The sequence below is a fragment of the Pseudomonas sp. Tri1 genome (genome assembly GCF_017968885.1).
Lineage (GTDB): Bacteria > Pseudomonadota > Gammaproteobacteria > Pseudomonadales > Pseudomonadaceae > Aquipseudomonas.
This window is the reverse complement of the sequence record NZ_CP072913.1, coordinates 4783994-4804608: the sequence shown is the minus strand read 5'-3', so window position 1 is coordinate 4804608 and position 20615 is coordinate 4783994. Positions and strand designations below refer to the sequence as shown.

22 protein-coding genes and 1 pseudogene are annotated in these 20615 nt (G+C 58.5%); 18 read left to right on the top strand and 5 right to left on the bottom strand.

Going from position 1 to position 20615, the window contains the following annotated elements; genetic code table 11:
- Positions 1-125: 125 nt before the first annotated feature.
- Positions 126-512, bottom strand: coding sequence for a hypothetical protein (locus J9870_RS20605; protein WP_210639765.1), 387 nt, complete (start codon positions 510-512; stop codon positions 126-128).
- On the opposite strand from J9870_RS20605, the gene J9870_RS20600 reads away from it, so the two are divergent.
- From J9870_RS20600 to J9870_RS20540, 13 genes and pseudogenes are all read left to right on the top strand, one after another.
- Positions 511-1860 carry an MFS transporter gene (locus J9870_RS20600; RefSeq protein WP_210639764.1) on the top strand — a complete coding sequence of 450 codons (1350 nt, stop codon included), beginning with the start codon at positions 511-513 and terminating at the stop codon, positions 1858-1860. The genes J9870_RS20605 and J9870_RS20600 overlap by 2 nt on opposite strands.
- 101 nt (positions 1861-1961) lie before the next feature.
- On the top strand, positions 1962-2654 hold the full coding sequence (locus tag J9870_RS20595) for a fumarylacetoacetate hydrolase family protein (protein WP_210639763.1): 693 nt from the start codon (positions 1962-1964) through the stop codon (positions 2652-2654).
- A 42-nt stretch (positions 2655-2696) separates the two neighbouring features.
- Positions 2697-3455 carry an SDR family oxidoreductase gene (locus J9870_RS20590; protein ID WP_210639762.1) on the top strand — a complete coding sequence of 253 codons (759 nt, stop codon included), beginning with the start codon at positions 2697-2699 and terminating at the stop codon, positions 3453-3455.
- A gap of 32 nt (positions 3456-3487) precedes the next feature.
- Positions 3488-4443 (top strand): annotated as a pseudogene (locus tag J9870_RS20585) (2-hydroxyacid dehydrogenase).
- Between the two features lie 213 nt (positions 4444-4656).
- Positions 4657-5427: a class I SAM-dependent methyltransferase gene (locus J9870_RS20580; protein ID WP_210639761.1), complete on the top strand. Its 771-nt coding sequence runs from the start codon at positions 4657-4659 to the stop codon at positions 5425-5427.
- Positions 5428-5697: 270 nt separating this feature from the next.
- Entirely contained in the window at positions 5698-6282 is a 585-nt protein-coding gene (locus J9870_RS20575; protein WP_210639760.1) for a hypothetical protein, read from the top strand.
- 45 nt (positions 6283-6327) lie between these two features.
- Positions 6328-6891 carry a GNAT family N-acetyltransferase gene (locus J9870_RS20570; protein ID WP_210645362.1) on the top strand — a complete coding sequence of 188 codons (564 nt, stop codon included), beginning with the start codon at positions 6328-6330 and terminating at the stop codon, positions 6889-6891.
- An 83-nt stretch (positions 6892-6974) separates the two neighbouring features.
- Positions 6975-7340, top strand: a complete 366-nt coding sequence (locus J9870_RS20565; protein WP_210639759.1) for a VOC family protein — start codon at positions 6975-6977, stop codon at positions 7338-7340.
- Entirely contained in the window at positions 7331-8152 is an 822-nt protein-coding gene (gene dapF, locus J9870_RS20560) for a diaminopimelate epimerase (protein WP_210639758.1), read from the top strand. The genes J9870_RS20565 and dapF overlap by 10 nt, the downstream gene beginning before the upstream one ends.
- Positions 8153-8626: 474 nt before the next feature.
- Positions 8627-9136, top strand: coding sequence for a GNAT family protein (locus J9870_RS20555; RefSeq protein ID WP_210645360.1), 510 nt, complete (start codon positions 8627-8629; stop codon positions 9134-9136).
- A gap of 414 nt (positions 9137-9550) precedes the next feature.
- On the top strand, positions 9551-10648 hold the full coding sequence (locus tag J9870_RS20550) for a sterol desaturase family protein (protein WP_210639757.1): 1098 nt from the start codon (positions 9551-9553) through the stop codon (positions 10646-10648).
- Entirely contained in the window at positions 10645-11460 is an 816-nt protein-coding gene (locus J9870_RS20545) for a suppressor of fused domain protein (protein WP_210639756.1), read from the top strand. The genes J9870_RS20550 and J9870_RS20545 overlap by 4 nt, the downstream gene beginning before the upstream one ends.
- A gap of 89 nt (positions 11461-11549) precedes the next feature.
- Positions 11550-12173 carry an SMI1/KNR4 family protein gene (locus tag J9870_RS20540; RefSeq protein ID WP_210639755.1) on the top strand — a complete coding sequence of 208 codons (624 nt, stop codon included), beginning with the start codon at positions 11550-11552 and terminating at the stop codon, positions 12171-12173.
- A gap of 98 nt (positions 12174-12271) precedes the next feature.
- On the opposite strand, the gene J9870_RS20535 is transcribed toward J9870_RS20540, so the two are convergent.
- The 3 genes from J9870_RS20535 to J9870_RS20525 form a co-directional block, all read right to left on the bottom strand.
- Positions 12272-12958, bottom strand: coding sequence for a hypothetical protein (locus tag J9870_RS20535; RefSeq protein ID WP_210639754.1), 687 nt, complete (start codon positions 12956-12958; stop codon positions 12272-12274).
- 50 nt (positions 12959-13008) lie between these two features.
- Positions 13009-13398, bottom strand: coding sequence for a hypothetical protein (locus tag J9870_RS20530; protein ID WP_210639753.1), 390 nt, complete (start codon positions 13396-13398; stop codon positions 13009-13011).
- Between the two features lie 90 nt (positions 13399-13488).
- Complete coding sequence (locus tag J9870_RS20525; protein WP_210645358.1) at positions 13489-14544, bottom strand: alpha/beta fold hydrolase; 1056 nt, start codon at positions 14542-14544, stop codon at positions 13489-13491.
- Between the two features lie 347 nt (positions 14545-14891).
- Here J9870_RS20525 and J9870_RS20520 point away from each other — a divergent pair, with 347 nt between their 5' ends.
- From J9870_RS20520 to J9870_RS20500, 5 genes are all read left to right on the top strand, one after another.
- Positions 14892-17081, top strand: a complete 2190-nt coding sequence (locus J9870_RS20520; protein ID WP_210639752.1) for a response regulator — start codon at positions 14892-14894, stop codon at positions 17079-17081.
- A gap of 661 nt (positions 17082-17742) precedes the next feature.
- On the top strand, positions 17743-18156 hold the full coding sequence (locus tag J9870_RS20515; RefSeq protein ID WP_210639751.1) for a glycine zipper domain-containing protein: 414 nt from the start codon (positions 17743-17745) through the stop codon (positions 18154-18156).
- Between the two features lie 165 nt (positions 18157-18321).
- Complete coding sequence (locus tag J9870_RS20510) at positions 18322-18495, top strand: hypothetical protein (protein WP_210639750.1); 174 nt, start codon at positions 18322-18324, stop codon at positions 18493-18495.
- Between the two features lie 69 nt (positions 18496-18564).
- Positions 18565-18768, top strand: a complete 204-nt coding sequence (locus J9870_RS20505; protein WP_210639749.1) for a hypothetical protein — start codon at positions 18565-18567, stop codon at positions 18766-18768.
- A 298-nt stretch (positions 18769-19066) separates the two neighbouring features.
- A complete protein-coding gene (locus J9870_RS20500; RefSeq protein WP_210639748.1) occupies positions 19067-19762 on the top strand; it encodes an HAD-IA family hydrolase in 696 nt (231 codons plus the stop codon).
- Positions 19763-19831: 69 nt separating this feature from the next.
- Here J9870_RS20500 and J9870_RS20495 read toward each other — a convergent pair whose 3' ends face one another.
- Positions 19832-20578: a 3-oxoacyl-ACP reductase family protein gene (locus J9870_RS20495; protein WP_210639747.1), complete on the bottom strand. Its 747-nt coding sequence runs from the start codon at positions 20576-20578 to the stop codon at positions 19832-19834.
- Positions 20579-20615 lie beyond the last annotated feature (37 nt).

Here is a 20615-nt window from a genome sequence, read left to right as displayed (position 1 = left end):
CGATTTTCAAGAACTTATACGATGACGAGGCGCGGCAGGTGAATTTTCTGCCTCCTGCGTAGGAAGGGGGCTTGTCCAAAAAAACACAGGTAAGGAATGGTATTTTTTTATTAAAAATCAAATTGTTATTTTTGTTTTTCACGGAAAAAGGAAAAAACTGCAGATTTGATTTTTTTGGACAGGTGTCTGCGTCGCAGTTTCTTCCGGGAAAAATGATCTAACACCTCGGTTGATTTTGGATGGTTGTACGACCACTGTTGGAGCCACGCAACCCGACCCGTATCCAAAAACAAATCCAAAAAGGTGCGCACATCATGAAGCTGTTTCGATTCTTCGCTGACCCTCCCGCCGTCTCCCTCGACAGATCCTGTTGCAGAGTGTTTTCGAACACCTGACACCCGCTGTCCGCGCCTCCCATTCCAATAGCGATTGCTTCTGCCCCGGTATCGAGGGCAATGGCTTCGGCTGCTCGTAAACATTTCGACGCTTCTAACAATAACGAGGTTTTCCATGTCGAATTCCCACACCTCCCAGACCACCGCAGCGCCGGTGATTGCCAGCGCCCGGGACGCCGTAGTGCCCGGGCGACTGCCATCGCGTCGGCGTTGGTTCATGCTCTCGTTGCTGCTGATTGCGACGATCATCAACTACATCGACCGGGTGAATATTTCGATTGCCGCGCCGTTCCTGGCCAAGGACCTGGGCCTGGACAAGATCGAAATGGGCCTGATTTTTTCCGCGTTCGCCTGGACTTATGCGATCGCATTGGTGCCTGCCGGATTCATTGCCGATCGCTTCGGTTCCCGGTTCACCTACGGGGTATCGCTGATCAGTTGGTCGACCGTTACCGTGTGCCAAGGTTTGGCCACGGGGTTCGCTTCGCTGTTCGGTCTGCGCCTGGCCGTCGGTGCGATGGAAGCACCGGCATTTCCAGCCAACAGCCGTGCGGTCACGGTGTGGTTTCCGGCGCGGGAACGGGGCTTGGCCAGCAGCATCTACGTGTGCGGTCAGTATTTGGGGACGGCGCTGTTTACCGGTGCGCTGCTCTGGCTGGCGACCACCTACGACTGGCGTCATGTGTTCTACAGCACTGGCGCACTCGGCATCGTTTTCGGTGTGGCCTGGCTGTTCCTGTATCGCGACCCGATGAACTGCAAGAAAGTCAGCAAGGAAGAGTTGAAGTACATCGAGGCCGGGGGAGGGCTGGTCAAGAGCAGTCAGGAACGCACCCGGTTCAACTGGCGGCAGATCGCCGAGTTGTTCAGCTATCGGCAGGTCTGGGCGATTTGCATCGGTAAGTTCGCCAGCACGTCGGCGCTGTACTTCTTTCTCACCTGGTTCCCCACCTACCTGATCGAAGAGCGTCAACTGACCATGATCAAAGCCGGGATCTTCGCCGTGCTGCCGTTCGTGGGGGCGACGGTGGGCATTCTGCTCGCCGGGATCGTTTCCGACTTGCTGATCCGCCGCGGCTATTCGCTGTCCTTCGCCCGCAAGTTGCCGTTGGTGGTCGGGTCGATGTTGGGTATGTCCATTGTTTTGGTGAATTTCACCGATTCGAACGTGATCTGCATCGCCGTGCTGACGATCGCCTTCTTCGCCCAAGGCATTGCTTCGTCTTCGTGGGCGGCGGTGTCGGAAGTTGCCCCCAAGGAACTGATCGGCCTGACCGGCGGGATCACCAGCCTGGCCGCCAATATCGGTGGCATCGTCACCCCCATCGTGATTGGCGCGATTGTCCACAAGACCGGCTCATTCGCCTTGGCCTTCTGGTTCATCGGTGGCGTGGCGCTGATTGGCACCTTGTCCTATTCGTTGCTGCTCGGCCGTTTGTACCGCATTGAACTCAAGGTGCGCTGAGCCCGAAAAAAGCTGTTTTTCTCCAACACGAGGCGGCATTCCTCCAACTTCACCAAGGATTGCCGCCGTACGCTGACGCTTCTATCAGGACTTTTACCAGGATGAATATGCTTGAGTACGTCTTTACTCCGGACCTGCCAGTGACCCTGCCGGTGGTCGGCACCCAGCAGCGGTTTCCCGTTGGGCGAGTCTTTTGCGTTGGCCGCAATTATCCCTGGCCAGACACCCAGGGCCAGTCCCGCCAGCCGCCGGTGTTCTTCATGAAACCGGCCAGCAGCGTGGTAGAGGCGGTCGGTGAAGTGGCGTTTCCATCGCTGACCGAGGAGTTCGTTCACGAAATCGAATTGGTCGTGGCCATCGGTGAGGGCGGCGCCCATATCCCCGAGAGCCAGGCGCTGGCCTATGTCTGGGGCTACGCTGCGGGTCTGGACCTGACCCGGCGCGATGTCCAGCGCATGGCCAAGCGCAACGGTTTGCCGTGGGAGGGCGCCAAGGTATTCGACGGCGCCGCGCCAATGACCGCCATCGTGCCGGTCTCGCGGGCGGGGCATCCCGAAGGTGAGTTGTGGCTGAACGTGAACGGCGAAGAGCGCCAGCGCGACAGCCTCGACAGTCAGATCTGGTCGGTCAGTGAAGTCATCGCCCGCATCTCCCAGTCGGTGGCGTTGCGAGCAGGCGACCTGATCATGACCGGCAGCCCGGCCGGCGTCGATGCGCTACAGCCCGGCGATGTCATCAGCGCCGGCATCGATGGCATCGGCCAACTGCAAATGCGCGTCGGTCAGCGACCTTGAGTCCGACGCTCGTCTTACTGATTCGAGAGAGGAAGGAACAGCATGTCGAACACATTGAAAGTGGCTTTGGTGACCGGTGCTGGCAGCGGGATTGGCCGTGCGGTGGCCCTGGGCCTGATGGAAGACGGCTACACGTTGGTATTGGCCGGCCGCCGGCCAGAGCCCTTGCAGGCGTTGGCCGAGTTGGCGGCCAGCCAGGGCCGCGAAGCCCTGGCGGTCTCCACCGATGTGCGCGACCCAGTCAGTGTCGATGCATTGTTTGCAACCATCGCCGAGGTCTACGGACGCCTGGACGTGGTGTTCAACAACGCCGGGGTCAATGCCCCCGCTGTGCCGTTGGACGAACTGACGTTCGAACAGTGGCGAAACGTGATCGACACCAACCTCAACGGCGTTTTCCTTTGCGCCCGTGGCGCCTTCGGTCTGATGCGCCGGCAACAGCCCCAGGGCGGACGGATCATCAACAACGGTTCGATCTCGGCCCACACTCCGCGGCCGTTCAGCAGCGCCTACACCGCCAGTAAACACGCGGTGCTGGGGCTGACCAAATCCCTGGCCCTGGACGGGCGCGAGTACAACATCGCCTGCAGCCAGATCGACATTGGCAATGCCCTCACCGAAATGTCCGTGCGCATGACCAAAGGCGTGCGCCAGGCCAACGGCACTATCGCGGTGGAACCGATGGTGGACGTCAAGCACGTGGCCGATGCGGTGCGCTACATCGCCGGCCTGCCGTTGTCGGCCAACGTTTTGAATATGACGGTCATGGCCACGGCCATGCCTTTTGCCGGTCGCGGTTGAGCCGGTTTTTTTATTCGCTACACGAGGTTTGTATGAAGCCAGAAGTCTTGCAGCTCAGCCCGATCCTGATCCCGGAAATCAACACTCGGCTCAGCGAGCTATTCACGGTCCGGCGCTATTTCGAACAAGCTGACAAACCGGCGTATTTGCAGGAGCACGGTGCCCGCATTCGCGGCGTGATCACCGGCGGCCATACCGGCATCAGCCAGGCGCTCATGGCGCAACTGCCCAAACTGGAAGTGGTGGCGGTCAACGGCGTCGGTACCGATGCCGTTGACCTGGCCTACGCCAGGGATCGCGGAATCCGCGTGACCGCCACCATCGGCGCGCTGACCGAGGACGTTGCCGACCTGGCCATCGGCTTATTGATCGCCGTGTGCCGCGGCCTCTGCACGAGTGATCGCTACGTACGTTCAGGCCAATGGCCCCACAGCCCGACGCCATTGGCACCGCTGCCATTGGCCCGCCAAGTGTCCGGCATGCGCATCGGTATCGTCGGCATGGGCCGGGTCGGCCGCGCCGTGGCCACCCGCGCCGCCGCGTTCGGTTGTTCGATCAGTTACACCGACCTGCAACCGATGAGTGATGTGAGCCACACCTTCGTCGCCGACCTCAAACAACTGGCCCGCGACAGCGACGCCCTGATCCTCGCGGCCGCCGCCGACAAGGCCGAAGCCATCATCGACGCCCAGGTGCTGCAAGCCCTGGGCAAGGGGGCTACTTGATCAACGTGGCCCGGGGCAAACTGGTCAACGAGGCCGACCTGGTAGCGGCACTCAGCACCGGTGACATCGCCGGCGCGGCGCTGGATGTGTTTGTCGATGAACCGAACGTGCCCGAGGCGCTGTTTGGCAATGAGCGGGTGGTGCTGCAACCGCACCGCGCGAGTGCGACGTTGCAGACCCGCACGCGGATGGGGGAGATGGTGGTGGCGAGTCTGGTGGATAGTTTTGCTGGGAAAGTGCCGCAGGGGTGTGTGACGGGGTGAGGGGGCACTTCAGGAAGGTTGCGCGACGGCCAGTCGATGAGTTTGCTGTGTTGAGCCAGAAGCAGAGGTAAGGTCTATGGTGTTGTGATGGTCTGTGCTTACCCGTGCAGTAAAAAAACAAAATAATGAAAAAGGCCAGTGGCGGCTTCGAAGGCCGTAGAAAGACAGTCAAAGACCCCGACAAGGGGTAGGACAATTGTGAGGTCATGGCTCATGGCAAAAATCCAAGAGGTCGCCCAGATCGGCTTCTCATCGCAAGCCAACACCTATGCAGCAGGGCGCCCTAGCTACCCAGCCGAACTCAGTACCTGGCTGACCAAAGAGTTAGGCGTTCTTCCGGGATCGGCGGTTATCGATTTAGGGGCCGGCACTGGCAAATTCACTCGATTGTTGAAGTCCATGGGGATCGACGTTGTTGCAGTCGAACCTGTTGAGGCCATGCGAACCGAGTTTGCCAAAAGTTTACCGGACGTCGGGATCGTGGAGGGGACGGCTGAATGTATTCCGTTCGGATCTGGAACAGCGCAAGCGCTGGTATGTGCCCAGGCCTTCCATTGGTTTGCCAATGAAAAGGCTCTGGCCGAGATTCACCGAGTGCTCAGACCGAACGGTCGACTGGGGCTGATCTGGAACGTACGTGATGAGACGGTCGACTGGGTGGCAGCTATCACTGACATCATTACTCCGTACGAAGGCGATGCTCCGCGTTTTCACACCGGGGCGTGGCGGTCACCCTTCACCGGAAACTATTTCTCGGCTCCCGAGCTGACCTGCTTCCAATACACACACTCAGGTACTGCCAAGGAAGTCATCATCGATCGGTTCCTGTCGGTGAGCTTCATCGCCGCCCTGCCTCCTGCCGAAAGGGCGAAGGTGACCGAGCAGTTGCAGCAGCTTATCGACACTCACCCATCCTTGCGAGGGCGTGAAATTATTGAGTTCCCCTATCAAACCCAAGCCTATGCATGTCGCCGTTTGGATTGATTGCTGAGCTGATCGGGGCGCGGGCATCCGATGACGAAACCACAGGTCAAGTAGTGTCGCGAACAAGACCACGGCAAGGGTCAACCCGGCGGCGATATTTGTGTGGGCGTTGATCATCAAGCCGGTTCTCCCTCCCATTGACTGGCAACTGCTCCAGGTCAGGACAGGCATTGCAGCGAGCCCTCGAACCCTCTATAAAATCCCGCGCTGACAGCACGACCTTCTTCATCGTCGTTGCTTCTGGATATCTGACCCGCATGGAGCATCATCGTGAGCCAACCGCCGCGCCCCCTCAACTTCCGGATTAACGTTTGCCTGCGCAACATGTCGTTCCGCGTGCTGCTACGTGCCTTGGGCGTCAGCATCCTGGCCCTGCTCAGCGGATGTGGCGCGTTGACGGATGTCCGCTCTTTTTCCACGCCCTATTCAACGCCTGACGGTGGCGAGACCGCACGCCTGCGGGTAATCAGCGACGGCATGGTCAGGGGCGTGCCCAAGTCCGATTGCGTCGACTTCCGCCTGCCGGGTGCAGGCGTCATGGTGGCGTTCCGGGATGGCTACGCTAATCGCAACGGAGAAAGCCTGGGCATGCCGGTTACCGGCGAGCCCCCATCTTCTATGGTTATGACTGAGCTGTCAGTGCCAGCCGGCCGGCCCATTGCCTTTCATTACATCGGTGCTCGCTGCTACAACATGTTCAGCTTTGTCCCCAAGGCAGGCGTGGATTACCAGTTGGACGCCGCAGGGCTTTATAAGTGTGCTGTGACGCTCCAACAAGCGCCCGTGGGGACCGACACGTTTTCCCCTTCACCCTTGAAGGAAAGCAAACTGTGCAAGGTGACGGATAACTTTTAGCGTTGTTTGCCAAGGACGCCATAACGTTTGAAAAGGAGCTTCATGATGGAAAACATCCCCGCTTTCCAAACCCGTCGCCTCATCCTGACGCCCTTGGAATTGACAGATGCAGCGGCGATTCAACAGTTGTTTCCCCATTGGGAAGTGGTCCGTTATCTGGACAGCCGCGTGCCCTGGCCTTACCCGGATGACGGTGCGCTGACTTACGTTCGCGACCTGGCACTGCCTGCCATTGCCGCGGGGCGTGAATGGCATTGGATGATCCGCCTTGGCGAAGATCCTGCACACAGCATCGGCAGCATCAGCCTGTATGACCAGCCTGGGAACAATCGAGGTTTCTGGCTGGCGCCCCAATGGCAGGGGAAGGGTTATATGCGCGAGGCCTGCGAGGTGATCAACGCCTATTGGTTTGAAGTGTTGGAGCGCCCCGTCATGCAAGTGCCCAAGGCGGTGGGCAATCATGCTTCACGTAAAGTTTCGGAGCATGAAGGCATGCGCATGATTGCGACGCAGCGGGGGGATTTTGTGAGTGGGTCGTCGCTTAAGGAGGTTTGGGAAATGACGCGTGAGGAATGGCTTGAGAGAAGACCTGTGCCCAGGTCTCATTGAGTGAATGAGGCGTGAGCCACCGATGTGAGTGGTCTTGATGTCACACCAAGACTTTATCGTCAGCAACAATCAAGGAAGAAAACATGCAACCGTTACTCAATCGAATCATGCTGTACGTCCGGGACGTTCAAGCGACCTGTGATTTTTACGCGCGTCATTTCGGCTTTGCCTGTGAAAAACAGGCCGATGATCGTGTCACCGAATTGAGGCCTGCAAACGGTGGCGCGATTCTGATGGTTCACCCGGCAGGGAAGAGCGTTAAAACAGGACAAGTCACCGTCAAGCTTGTCTTTGATACCCAGGACGTCGAGGGCTTCAAGGAACAGTGCGAGGCCCAAGGCCTGAAGTTTGGCGCTACGCACAAGGCCGACGGTTATTCCTTCGCCAACGCCAAAGACCCTGACGGGAATTCCATTTCTATTTCCAGTAGAGCGTTTGCATGCCGCTGAACTTTCACAAGATGCATGCCAATGGCGATGATTTCGTGATCGTCGACTCGCGGGATTCAGCCAACCCCATCACAAGTGCCCTGGTTCGGCGAATGGGGGATCGGAACCGCGGTGTTGGCTTCAATCAACTCGCGGTGCTGCTCGATTGCGACGATGCGCACGCCCGCGTGATGTTCTGGAATGCAGATGGTTCCGCGCTGGATGTTTGTGGCAGTGCAACACGAGGTGCCGCAGATATGCTCATGCGCGAATCAAGTACTACTTCGATAACGCTACGTACCAAGCGTGGTCTGCTCACCTGCGAGCGAATGGCAAACGGCGAAATTGCTGTCGACATGGGACTGCCGCTTTTGGGCTGGTCGGACATTCCCTTGGCCCGGGAGCTGGACACCGCTGCTTTGCCACTTGCAGGCGGCCCTGCGGCCTGCAGCATGGGAAATCCGCACTGCACCTATTTTGTAGATGACTTGGCCGCCATTGATATCGCGACGATCGGACCGGCAATCGAAACCAACGCTCTATTTCCACTCAAGACCAACGTTCATTTCGTTCAGATCATTGATCGCTCCCATATCCGGTTACGCATATGGGAGCGTGGAGCGGGTGTTGCGCAGGGTTCTGGTTCCTGCTCGTGTGGTGCTGCTGTCAACGGTATTCGGCGTGGCTTGTTGGACAGTTCAGTTGAGGTTGAGTGTGACGGTGGAAGTGTGACGGTTCAGTGGGATGGTGTGGGGCCGGTCTTTCTCATTGGGCCGGTGGAGGTGAGTTTTTCGGGGATGACCGCAGATAGCTTATTAACAGCAACAGCGTGACAAACAGAGGCCGATCCCAATCGGCCTACGCAGCTTTAGAGCTGGCTGCCAGTTGTTCAAGAGCCCGTTGTGTATCGCGAAAGTTTTCGTCGAGCCGGGCTGGATTTCCGGCGTTGCGTTTGTGACCTGAATTCTGCCGGCAGTCGCTGTGCCACTCTCCAAGGCCTTTCTGAGGTTATCCACGTACGGCAGTGAACGTAAGGTGCTTCCTATCATGTTGGTACTCCTTGGTGGGTAGCCGAGAAGCAGAACAAAAGCCGGGCCATTGGCGTAGGCCTCTCTTTAACGGGGCATTGACCCCGTCGCCACAATGGTTGGGGGTACGCGCTTGCCGAGATGGGCAAAGCGTTGCCGCAAGAGCCAGGGGGCATGAGCGAATGAACAACCATTCGGCCAGAAGCCGTGATCGGGTCAGATGTCTGAGCAAATCCAGGTGCGCTAGAATGCCGGACGCATAGAACTCAAGGACCCATGATGATATTGCGACACAGGCCAGTGAAGGCTGATGACGTCAAAACTATCTGCCGTTTTCCGCTCAATGCTCAGGAACTGTTTTATATGTTCCCGAAAGCTCAATACCCTCTGACTGAGACTCAACTCTCCAACGCCATCACTCAACGATTCGACTCGACGGTCGTGGAGACAGATGACGGCATTGTGGGCTTTGCCAACTTCTACCGGGCCGAAACGGGGGGAGTTTGCTGTATCGGCAATGTCATCGTTGCCCAAGAGGCACGAGGTCAAGGTGTTGCGACTTTCCTCGTGGAGACGATGACGGCCCTGGCGTTTGATCGTTATAACGCCACGCAGGTGCAGATCTCTTGCTTCAATGAAAATACGGCGGGTTTGCTGCTTTATCCAAAACTGGGTTTCTTACCCTTTGCTATCGAGGAGCGAATTTCTGCGGACAGTCGAAGAACAGCGCTCATTCATATGAGTCGCGCGCGGGATTCTCTGAGTATATGTACGCTATTGAAAACCTGACGTTCATGAGTTACCAGAGATTGAGTTGACCCCCGACGGAGTGTCAGGGCAGGCGAGAGACACCGATGCCTTTGCTGCTATGACCATTGGATGGAAACATGCCGCTGAAAACTCGCGATTTTATTCTTGATGTTCTCCAAGACCTGTCCATCGGTGATTTCTCATCCCGACCCTTCGACTGTGCCTTCGAACTGCTCGCCGCCCCGCCCAGTCGCAAGCGCTTGGTCATGAAACGTTTGGCAGTCGTAAGGTACCCGTCGTGGGGATACGGCATATGTCCAGGTTTGTGCCGAGCATCGAGGCCATAAAACGGGCTTGGGAACGACAGAAAGCTGCATCAGTGTCGTAGACGTCACAGCAAGCCTGAACGCGATTGATTTACAATGCCTGTCCTTCAACCGAGGCTGGCATTTCGTGGATGCTTTTTCCCTTGTCTATCAGCACCTGATTCAGTGGGTCATCGCCCCGATCACCGATCAGTTCTTCAGCATTTTCAACTTGAACGGCCGCCTCGGGATCCTGTTTCTCTGCGCCTCCTACGGCGTTGCTTATGGCTTGTTCCGTCACAGAAAACGTCGCGGCCTGACCAACGCCAGTTCATTCTGGCAATTCATGGGCGGCAGCCGGGTGCATCTGCATCGTTCAGCACTGCTGGATTATCGCTATTACTTCGTGCGGGCCATTCTCAAGATTGCTCTCGTGCTGCCCATCGTCCATCTGGTGGATCCGTACATCCTGCGCTCTGGAGATTACGCAGCTTTTTTCAGCAATCTCTGGGGGGCTCGCCCGCGCCTGGGGGAGAACCTTTCGCTCGCGTTGCTCTACGGGCTGGGGGTGTTTCTGGTAAAGGATTTCGTCCACTACTGGGCGCACCGGGCTTTTCATTCACGCTGGCTGTGGGCGTTTCACAAGGTTCATCACTCGGCACCGGTGCTGGTACCGGCCACGGCGAGCCGGGTGCACTTTGTGGAGAAGATCGTCGAGAAGCTCGGCGTCACCGCGTGCCTGGGGCTCTTCGCGGGTGGCTTCTGGTATGCCTGCGGCGGTGAGGTCAGCCGCTATACCTTGTTCGGCGTGACGTACCTGGTGTTCATCTTTAATAGCCTTGCGGCCAATTTGCGTCACACCCATGTCTGGCTGTCCTTTGGCCCGGTGCTGGAACATGTGCTGAACAGTCCGGCCCAGCACCAGATCCACCACAGCGATGCACCCCGGCATTTCAACCGCAATTTCGGCGTCAACCTGTCGCTGTGGGACTGGATGTTCGGCACGCTCTATGTCACCAGCACGCAGCCTGAGCGCTTGCGTTTCGGCACCGGAGAACAGGACCACCAGCGCTACCTGACGGTGTATAGCCTGATTGTCACGCCGTTCGTCGAAACTGCCTGCAAGTGCCTGCCCGCGTTTTCATATCAACGCCAACACGCCACAATGCGCCCAACGCCTGCCATCGGATCAGCGAGTGCTGACCTGGGTGAGGCTGAGCGAAAATCCAGCAAGGAACGCCCATGAATTTCTTCAAGAAGCTTCTCGGTTCATTGAAAGGTCCTGAAACCCAAGATGACCAGCCCGCGCCGCCATCCCACGAGCTTGGCAACCTGACCGAGGCAGAAGCAGCCAATCTGGCCCTCCGAGAAGCCGGCGAAGCGTGCCTGGATCGTCATTGGCGTTCCGTCGGCACGGTCGAGCGGGATGTCCTTTCATACCTGATCAGTCCGAGCTTTTCCGGTGGTCCGTATTGGCCTTCGACCCGTCAGGCCTACCGAGTGGTTCGCCGTGGCACCACAGTCATTCTCGCCACTGAAGGCCTGTCAGATCCATTCGATGATACAGAGGGAATGGGCAATGGTTTCGAGATGGAGTTGTTCGTCGAAACCGCAGATATCCCCGAGCACGCTTATGGCCCTGTAGGTGAGGTCGATCCATTCAAGCGCAGTTGGGCCTTCGAGTTGGTAGAGCATGTTGCCAGGACAGTGGCCGAGGCAGGAGGGATCACCCACCAACTGGAACAACACGGCGCGCTATCCCTCGAACTTCCCGGGCTCAGCCAGTCGCATCACATGAGCGATCAACTGCCCAAACTCTTCGTGACCGATGACGACTCCACCGGCGTACTGCTCGGCGCCCCGGAGCCAGATTTTCCTACTCAATTGGATGACATGCCGTTGTCCCCGGTTAGATTGGTACCGGTGGTATTGATCACGGCGGCGGAGCTGGAATACGTCCGTTGCGGTGGGCGAGCGGCGCGGGAGGATCTGGTGAGCCGTTTGAAGGCGGCGGGAGTGGGGCATATGAGCAGCCTGCATCGGGCGAGCGTGGTGTGATACCGAATGGGGTCGCCCCCACAAAATGCCCCAAGTGAACGGTCGCCAGGTTTGGCACCCCGTCCCACCCAATACCTTTCGAGATATCAATGACTGACTACCGCGGACTCATCCTCGAAGACACCCGTGAAGGCGCCACCGACCAGGCCATCGCGCAACTGGAAGCCAGCCTGGGCGCCCGCTTGCCGGACGACTATCGCCAGTTCCTCAAGACCTGCAACGGCGCCTACGTGGAATACGATGTGCTGGCCACGCTCGCCAATGGCGATGAGGAATTGCTCAGCTTTTCGCTGTACGGGCTGGACCCGGACAAAGAGTATGAATCCAACCCCTTTGAACTGGAGCAACTACGGGCTCAGCCCGGGTTCCCTGCAACGGGATTGCTGCCGATCGGTCGCGACGGCGGCGCGAGTATCTTGCTGCTGGACCTGCGGGAAGGGCGCCAGGAGGTGGCGGCGATGGTGGCGGGCTTACCCGCCTGGACTGGGCGCCGTCAGCAGGGCGATGAGTACGTGGTGTTGGCGGATTCTTTCAATGGCTACTTGGACTCGCTGTTTCTATCGGAGGAGCGGATCGAGGAGCATATCAATCACTTCATGATCAGCCCTGAGAGTATTGAGGCGACGTTGGAGTGGTTGGATAAGGGCAGTCCGAGTTGGCGGGAGCGATATCGGGAGCTGTGGAACGCGAGAGTAGTGGATAGGCTGATTTGAAGCCTGATCGGTGGATAAATCCCGATTTTTCGAATGACGCCGGTAATCGTGATCAGGCACCGGCGAAGGTGAATATTCCTTCCACTTGAATCCGGTCTTCAGTCGAGGCGGTCGATGGCGCTAGCAAGATTTGCCCGTGCCCGCTGCTCGAATGCGTCGAAGTACGGTGCGGTCGTATAGATGCGCCCGCGCGCCAGGAAGCCTTCAAGGACCTGGCGCCGCTTTTGGCGGTAAATAGGCAGAGGCACAAATCGGTACTCGCGGCGAATTTGTTGGTCGTATTCCTCGAACCGCTCGAACGGTGCCCCAAGGATCGCCAGATCCGTGTCCACCAGCACCGCTTCGTCTGTCGACGCTGGAGCACCGTCGTGTCGCGTCACCATGATCAGGTCGTAAAGCCTGCGTCGGGTTTCATCGCCCAGGCCGCTATCGCGTGCCACGTCGTCCAACCATTGCGCACTGCGCAACTCGTTGTCGCTGCGAAGGGGGTCGTAGATCGCATCATGGAACCAGAGTGCGAGGTCGACTTCGGCGGGGGCCTGGCAGGCAGCATTGACGAATTGGCGTACCTGGAGGCATTCCTTCAGATGCTGGAGGTTGTGGTAAGCGCGGTGCGGCTCGCAGTAGTGTCGAATGAGTTCTTCGTACGTCTCTCGCGACGCACATCTGACGCCAAGCTCCGCCCAGACGCGAGCCCAGGCGGCGAAACCCGTGCCATCAGCCTCGTCGAGGTCGCCACGTGTGTTGGCCGGCAATAGCCCGCTCCCTTCTAACGGACCCGTCATGGCTCCTCCTGCGCTTCAAAAAAATGGAAAAAGGGGACACCCATTTTGAATTATTGGGCATCCCCCGTCGGCGCGTCGTCGACATCGTCCGCTGGCGCTCCGTAAGGTACGCCAATCTCGACCCGATCAGCCTTTACCCAACCGGTATAGTCGTCGCCACTCTTGGCGATGAAATTCACTTCCAGCCATGATTCGTCTTCAAGGCTGGAGTAAATGGTGAGGGAGTCGCCGGGTATTACGAAAATCTTCTTATTGGCACAGGCTTCATCTGGCGCTTCGTGAAAGTGCAGGCGTCCGGTGCCAATGACCTTGCCTTGCACTGACGGATGAAACTCAGGCACCGTTCCCGAGATCTTTTCCGCCAGGGCGGAGCAGTTAACCGCTGCCTGGCTCAGACCGCTGAAAAAGCACAAGCACAACAAGCTTGAACGCAGATACATCTTGGCGAATCCGTTTTGGGGTGGAGACGTAGGATAGTTAAGTCGCAAACTATTGGGAAAGAGGCATATCCTCGACGAGGATGGGGCCGTTCACAAACGGCCTTCTTTGTGCCCAGCGGACTGCGCCAAAAACTCTGCTATCAATGATGCAACCTGCTGCTGAATCACCCCTCGTGCGCGCCCGCCATCCCCATCCCGACAAATGATCCCATCTCCCGGCACCTCCTTTTCGAGCATCCCCTGCGCACCAGGTTTGCACATCGACATGAAGCTGAAATGGCTTGCGTCGCTGATCTCGACGTAACGGCTTGTCGCCGGTGAAAGGCGCTTGGCCAGGTTGGCAGACTCCAACTCGGCGGGAAGTTCGCGCGATGGCACGCCGGCAGCGATCACCAGAGCGGGGACAGGCAGCGCGGCCAAGCTTTCATCGGTCATGCCACGTGAAAGGCCCAGGTCCAATGTCACCACCGCAGTAACGCGTTTATCGCGCCAATCGGCGGCCAGCGCGGCCATTGCCTCTGAGGTGCCAGCGGGGTTCATCTTTTCGTAAACGGTGCAACCGGACAGCTGCGGGTGGGCTTTGCAGTCTTGGGCGAAGCGCTCCGGATCGAAACGAGCGCCGGCGATCTCCAGGGCAGTCCAGCCGCCGAGTGAATGGCCTACTGCGGCAATTTGGCCATTGGTGACGCGGCCAAATTTTTCGGGTTGAGTCGTGACGCTATCAATGGCTCGGCGCAGATCAACGGGCCGCAGCCATAACTGCGCCGCTGCTTGGGGGCTGCGGTCATGGGTGGTGCTGCCGGGGTGGTTGATGGCGGCGACGATGTACCCCTTCTGGGCCAGGGAACTGGCCAACCAAATCTGGTTGCTCCAGTTACCCCTGTATCCGTGGGAGAGCACCACCAAAGGATGTTCGCCGGCAGTTGGCGGCGCGTCACGTACGGCAGACGCACCGACGAACGCTGCATTATCGGCGATCAGTTGTGGGGTTGCGGTGGTCGTACTCGGGTACCAGACGACCATCTCCAGTGCGCGGCCATTGTGTGGATCCGGCAGTGTGGAAGATTGGAAGCCGATGGGGTTTTCGTCAGCAAATGCGATGGTTGTCAGGCAGGCCAGCGATAGGGCGCCGAAAGCTGTCTTCAATGTCGTTTCTTCCTTGATCAGAGTGCGCAGCACCAGAACTCACCGCAAGGTGGCCATTGGTTCTTGTCGATCGAGTCGCCAAAACCAACCGGCGCCTGGGCGACGGCTAGACTATAAGATGCCATCACAAAAAACACACAATAGATTGATAGGCAGAGCGACTCCCAACGATATGTAGGACATTGCTGTAGTCCCATCACCCCATTTCGCCATTCACCCCCAATTACAGCTCTCCATAGCCCACAATCCAATCGCGCATTCCCATTCCACGCGGGATAATACGACCCGGCTTGAGGTCACAAGCGCTTCCCCCTGATTGTATTGGCGGCAGAGAAGGATCGATCGCAATGACAGACTGGCTGCAAAGCTATGGAGAGATGGCCGAGCGGGTGCGCCGCCATGATTGGGACGCCAGCCCGCTCGGGCCGCCGAAACAGTGGCCCGATGTGCTGAAGACCACCGTAGCGCTGAGCCTTGCCTCGCATTTCCCCCAGGCCATCGTGTGGGGGCCGGACATGATCACGTTGTACAACGATGCGTTCCTGCCGATCCTCGGCAACAAGCCCGAAGCGTTGGGCCGGCGGTTCGATGAGGTGTGGCAGGAGGTCTGGAGCGATATCGAGCCGATTGCGCGCGCGGCCTTCGATGGGCAAGCGACCTTTATAGAAAACTTTCCCCTGGTCATCGAGCGCGGTGGTGGCCCCGAGCAGGCCTATTTCACCTTCTGCTACAGCCCCATCCGTGATCAGTTCGGCAAGGTCGTGGGCATGCTGGATACGGTCACCGAGACCACCTCGACGGTGTTCATGACCCAACGCCTGGCTGTCCTGGATGCAATTGGCAATGCCGTGGCCAACGCTACCGACCCGCTGGACATCATGGCGACCACCACGCGGATCCTGGCGGCGCACTTGAACCTGTCCAATTGTGCCTATGCAGACATGGATGAGGACGAGGACGGCTTCACCATCCGCGGCGATTGGGCCAGGGCGGGCTCGCCGCATATCGTCGGGCATTATCGGTTGGCTGATTTCGGTCGGCTGGCGGTCGCCAATCTGCGAGCTGGCAAGCCACTGGTGGTCAACGATAACCAGGCGGAGCTGGCCCCGGATGAAGCGGCCACGTTCCAGGCGATCGGTATCGCAGCGACCATTTGCGTGCCGCTGATCAAGAACGGGCGATTGACTGCATTGATGGCCATCCACGATAAAACTCCCCGAGTCTGGTCATCCAACGACCTGGCGCTGCTGCTGGAAGTCACGGAGCGCTCCTGGGCCCACATCGAACGCACCCGTGCGGATGCCGCCGTGCGCGAAGGCCTGGCGGCCCTGGCTGAGCTGAATGCGACGCTGGAGGAGCGGGTCGAGGAACGCACCACTCGCCTCAAGCAGACCGAAGCGGCGTTGCGCCAGTCGCAAAAACTCGAGGCCATCGGCCAGCTCACCGGCGGTGTGGCCCATGATTTCAATAACCTGCTGACGATCATCCGCTCTTCCGTTGATTTCCTGCGCATGCCCAACCTGTCCACCGAGCGTCGCAACCGCTACATGACAGCGGTTGCCGAGACCGTGGAGCGCGCCGCCAAGTTGACCAGCCAGTTGCTGGCATTCGCCCGGCGCCAGCCGTTGAAACCGCAAGTCATCGATGTGGGCAAGCAGGTGCAGAGCCTGGGGGACATGCTGGAAACCGTTACGGGGGCGCGAATTCAGGTCAAGGTCGAGTTGTGCGACCGGCCTTGTTACATCCGCGCCGACCTGAGCCAGTTTGAAACGGCCTTGATCAACATGGCCCTCAATGCCCGCGACGCCATGAACGGTCAAGGCACGTTGTGGCTTCGGCTCCGTTGTGGTGATGGCATGCCGCCGATCCGCGGTCATGCCGGGGCCGGGCAATCTTTTGCCGCCGTTGCCCTGGCAGACACCGGCACCGGTATTACCGCAGAAGTACTCGAGCACATCTTTGAGCCTTTCTTTACCACCAAGGAGGTGGGCAAGGGCACGGGGTTGGGCTTGTCCCAGGTGTTCGGGTTTGCCAAGCAGTCCGGCGGTAACGTCGATGTTTCGACCGTAGTGGGCGAGGGGACGGTGTTTACCTTGTACCTTCCGGAAGTGGAGCCGGAGAAAAAACCTGAGCCCCTCAAGGAGGAAACCACGCACCTGGTGCTGGAAAAGGGTAGGCGCCGGGTGTTGATCGTGGAAGACAACCTGGAGGTTGGACGTTTTGCCAACCAGATCCTCCAGGACCTGGGCTACGAAACGGCCTGGGTGACCAACGCCGAGGAGGCGCTGGAAATGGTTGGCCCGGATGCGATGGCATTCGACGCGGTTTTCTCCGATGTCGTCATGCCCGGCATCAGCGGCGTTGCCCTGGCCAGGGCTTTACGCCAGCGTCGCCCGGATCTGCCTGTGGTCTTGACCTCTGGCTATAGTCAAGAGTTGGTCCACAGTGGTCATGAGGGCTTTGAATTTTTGTCCAAGCCTTATTCGGCTGATCAGGTTTCTCGGGTTTTAAACCGCACAATGCTGGGTACGGAGTGAGTGTTTCCTTTTTGAAACAGTGAGTTCCATTCGTCGGCCAACGGTATTGCGGGATAACCGGTCTGTTGATGACCGACTAGTCTGATTTCATGAGGTCGATATTTTTCAGGCAATGGGTTGTTGCCGGTATGGGCCTCGATGAAAGGGGAAAGGCGATGGGAGCACCGTACAGCGAGGAGAACGGAGCCGCGTATCCGATCAATGAAGGGTTGCAGTGTGGCCAATCGGCCTATCATGCAGACTTTGGTGATGAGCCGATCAAGTCCATCAGGACGAAGGTGCCCAAAGTGCAGCGAGGGGAAAAGGCCAAGTTTTTGCCCAAAGTCCCGATCAGGAAATAACCGCAAGCGCAGCCCCGTCACCGAACGGGGCTTTTTTTCAGGCGAATTTCGCCAGGAAAAAGAAAGTCTCGTAAATATTTTTCATCTTTTTCCAACCGCCAGTTTCTTTCACGTTTCTTTCACAAGCGGGCACGTAGTCTCAGCTCATCCGTTAGAAAGCAGTACCTGGCCCGTTTCCCCAGCGGGCTTTTTTTTTTGCCTGTCATAAAACTCCCTCTCCGTTTGTTGTCCAACCGGTATGGCTGATCGCTATCTAGCGTAAACTGACGCTCGCGCGCACCGGCCATCTCTCCCCGATGCGGCATTCTTGAGGTTTTATCATGCGTTTGACTTTGTCCACCTTGGTGCTTGGGCTTCTGGTTGCCCAGGGCGCGATGGCTGCTGGCGACGGCACTGCCGCAGTTGGCGGTGGTTTGGGCGGTGTGTTGGGTAACGTGGTCGGCCAACAGATGGGCGGCAGCACAGGCGCCGCGATTGGTGCCGGTGTCGGTGGTGCAGCCGGCAGTGCGGTAGGTGCGCGCAAGGGCAGCCGTACGGAAGCAGCCATTGGTGGCGGCCTGGGTTCGGCCGGTGGTTCGATTGTCGGTAACCGCCTGGGCGGCTCCACCGGTTCCACCATCGGCGCGGGCATTGGCGGCGCGGCTGGCGGCGCATTGGGCAGCAACCTGTCCAATGACAATGACGGTCATTCGGGTGGCGGCAAGAAGCACAAGCATAAGAGAAAGCACCGTTAAGCGGATGCTTGATGAAAAGACCCGGCCTTGTGCCGGGTTTTTTGTTATTCAGCGGTCCAGGACGGGCAACTCGCTACGATAATTGTTGTTCCTGAACATCACCCGGAACGTTTAGCTTCCCTTCACCTCAAATTCATACATCCATCAGCAATCGCGAGGTGTGCCATGACGCCGGAAACTGAAGGTAAGGAAGAAAAAGGTCCGACGGGCGTTCCCTTCGTCAATGATCCGGGCGTCAACGACCCGGGCAATGAAGACCCCGGTTCGCTGATGGATGACGCCCAGGTTCCCTTGATCGAGGATGAGGACGCTGAGCTTGAGGACGACTCCTACGATTGAAGCCGCTCAAGCTGACCGCCCGCGTTCTTTAAGCTGTACGGCAGGTGATCCCCCCTGCCAGGAGGTTGTATGACTGCCGATTCATTCGTCCCCGACAACGATGAAACCCCGGAATACCCGCTGCCATCACCAACCAACCCGCTGGGCCGCGACCAGCGTCCACCTGACGATGAGGCCGGTGTGGAGCAGGTATCGAGCGAGGATGAGGATGTCGAGGCGACTCCGGAGGATCCGGACATCGCTGGTGACGATGCTTCTGGCGAGCCGAGCTGAGCGTCCGTCGCGCCGCTCGATTTCTTGGCACCAGCAACAGGGGTGGCAGCTCGAGTTATTCCAGCGATTCAGACCAATAACAACGCCGCCATCACTTCAAGCCGCTCTTTGTGAGGAGGGCGGTAGTACGCTGGCCACAAATGAGAGCGGGCGCACTCGGGTTTTTGCGACACCTAGATTTCTCGTTGCTTGCCCCAAGCCCCTCTCGTTATGCTGCTGAATCCTTTAAGGCGAACACACTGCCCTGGCCGCACCTGAGCCATCCCTGGAATGTTGTGTTGATAACGGATCAGATGCGATGAATGCACCGCAAAAAGAGTTTGGCCCGATCAAAGCTGTGATTTTCGACATGGATGGGCTGTTGCTGGATACCGAGGGCATTTATACCGAGGTCACTTCCATCATCGCCGAGCGCTATGGGCGCACCTTCGATTGGAGCGTCAAGCAAAACATCATCGGGCGAGGCGCTGAGGACCTGGCCAATTATGTCGTCCAGGCTCTGGAGTTGCCGATCACTCCGGAGGAGTTCCTGGTCATCCGCGAGCCCTTGATGCGCGAGCGTTTTCCCCATGCCTTGGGGATGCCCGGCGCTGAGGAATTGGTGCGGCATTTGAAGGCCCACAACATCCCGATTGCGGTGGGTACCAGTTCGTCGAGCCAATCATTCGCGCTTAAAACCACTCTGCACCGGGATTGGTTCGCATTGTTCGATTTCATCGTGACAGCGGATGACCCAGAAGTCGGCGCGGCGAAACCTGCGCCGGATATCTTCCTCACTGCCGCTCGTCGCCTGGGCATCGCGCCGCGCGACTGCCTGGTGTTCGAGGATTCACCGTTCGGCGTGACGGCAGCCAAAGCCGCCGGCATGACCGCGATTGCCATTCCCGATTCGGCCATGGCTGACGAAAAGTATGCCCATGCCGACGCGATCATCCGTTCCTTGAGGTTGTTCCAGCCAAGCCTGTGTGGTTTGCCGGAACTGGAATGGGCCTGACGATACAACGCAACACAACAGAACGCCGGTCATGGTTGAAGCCATGACCGGCGTTTTTGCATACCCGGATCAGGCGCCGAAACCACCGTCGATGGTCAGGCTGGCACCGGTGATATAGCCGGCTTGCGGCCCAGCCAGATAGGCGACGAAACTGGCAATTTCATTGACGTTGCCGTAGCGCCCGATAGCCATCAGCGACATCAGGCTGGAGGCGAACTCGCTGTTGGCCGGGTTCATGTCGGTGTCTACCGGGCCGGGCTGTACGTTGTTGACGGTAATGCCGCGCGGGCCGAGGTCGCGGGCCAGGCCTTTGGTCAGGCCCACCAGCGCGGATTTGCTCATGGCATATGGCGCGCCACCCGCGAAGGGCATGCGGTCGGCGTTGGTGCTGCCGATGTTGATGACCCGACCGCCTTCGCCCATGTGACGTGCGGCCGCCTGGGTGGCGATGAACACGCTGCGCACATTGATGGCCAGGGTCTGGTCGAAATCTTCGAGTTTGAATTCGTCCAGCGGTGCCATGGCCAGCACGCCTGCGTTGTTGACCAGGATATCCAGCCGGCCAAAGGCCTCGACCGTGGCATCGACGGCGTTGCGGATGGCCTCGGCGTCGGCGCTGTCAGCCTTGATCGCCAGGGCCTTGCCGCCGGTTGCGGTGATGCTGTTTTGCAGCTCTTCAGACTTTGCAGCAGAACTGACGTAGGTGAAGGCCACTGCAGCGCCTTCAGCCGCCAGGCGTTTGACAATGGCAGCGCCGATGCCGCGAGAACCGCCCTGGATCAAGGCGACTTTACCGCTCAGTGTTTGCGTGCTCATAACTATTCTCCAGAAGATACCGAGGCGTGATGCCGCG

Coding starts and splice junctions, on each gene's coding strand:
- J9870_RS20600 (WP_210639764.1), top strand. CDS start 511: ATGTCGAATTCCCACACCTCCCAGACCACCGCAGCGCCGGTGATTGCC.
- J9870_RS20605 (WP_210639765.1), bottom strand. CDS start 512: ATGGAAAACCTCGTTATTGTTAGAAGCGTCGAAATGTTTACGAGCAGC.
- J9870_RS20595 (WP_210639763.1), top strand. CDS start 1,962: ATGAATATGCTTGAGTACGTCTTTACTCCGGACCTGCCAGTGACCCTG.
- J9870_RS20590 (WP_210639762.1), top strand. CDS start 2,697: ATGTCGAACACATTGAAAGTGGCTTTGGTGACCGGTGCTGGCAGCGGG.
- J9870_RS20580 (WP_210639761.1), top strand. CDS start 4,657: ATGGCAAAAATCCAAGAGGTCGCCCAGATCGGCTTCTCATCGCAAGCC.
- J9870_RS20570 (WP_210645362.1), top strand. CDS start 6,328: ATGGAAAACATCCCCGCTTTCCAAACCCGTCGCCTCATCCTGACGCCC.
- J9870_RS20565 (WP_210639759.1), top strand. CDS start 6,975: ATGCAACCGTTACTCAATCGAATCATGCTGTACGTCCGGGACGTTCAA.
- dapF (WP_210639758.1), top strand. CDS start 7,331: ATGCCGCTGAACTTTCACAAGATGCATGCCAATGGCGATGATTTCGTG.
- J9870_RS20555 (WP_210645360.1), top strand. CDS start 8,627: ATGATATTGCGACACAGGCCAGTGAAGGCTGATGACGTCAAAACTATC.
- J9870_RS20545 (WP_210639756.1), top strand. CDS start 10,645: ATGAATTTCTTCAAGAAGCTTCTCGGTTCATTGAAAGGTCCTGAAACC.
- J9870_RS20540 (WP_210639755.1), top strand. CDS start 11,550: ATGACTGACTACCGCGGACTCATCCTCGAAGACACCCGTGAAGGCGCC.
- J9870_RS20535 (WP_210639754.1), bottom strand. CDS start 12,958: ATGACGGGTCCGTTAGAAGGGAGCGGGCTATTGCCGGCCAACACACGT.
- J9870_RS20530 (WP_210639753.1), bottom strand. CDS start 13,398: ATGTATCTGCGTTCAAGCTTGTTGTGCTTGTGCTTTTTCAGCGGTCTG.
- J9870_RS20520 (WP_210639752.1), top strand. CDS start 14,892: ATGACAGACTGGCTGCAAAGCTATGGAGAGATGGCCGAGCGGGTGCGC.
- J9870_RS20515 (WP_210639751.1), top strand. CDS start 17,743: ATGCGTTTGACTTTGTCCACCTTGGTGCTTGGGCTTCTGGTTGCCCAG.
- J9870_RS20510 (WP_210639750.1), top strand. CDS start 18,322: ATGACGCCGGAAACTGAAGGTAAGGAAGAAAAAGGTCCGACGGGCGTT.
- J9870_RS20505 (WP_210639749.1), top strand. CDS start 18,565: ATGACTGCCGATTCATTCGTCCCCGACAACGATGAAACCCCGGAATAC.
- J9870_RS20500 (WP_210639748.1), top strand. CDS start 19,067: ATGAATGCACCGCAAAAAGAGTTTGGCCCGATCAAAGCTGTGATTTTC.
- J9870_RS20495 (WP_210639747.1), bottom strand. CDS start 20,578: ATGAGCACGCAAACACTGAGCGGTAAAGTCGCCTTGATCCAGGGCGGT.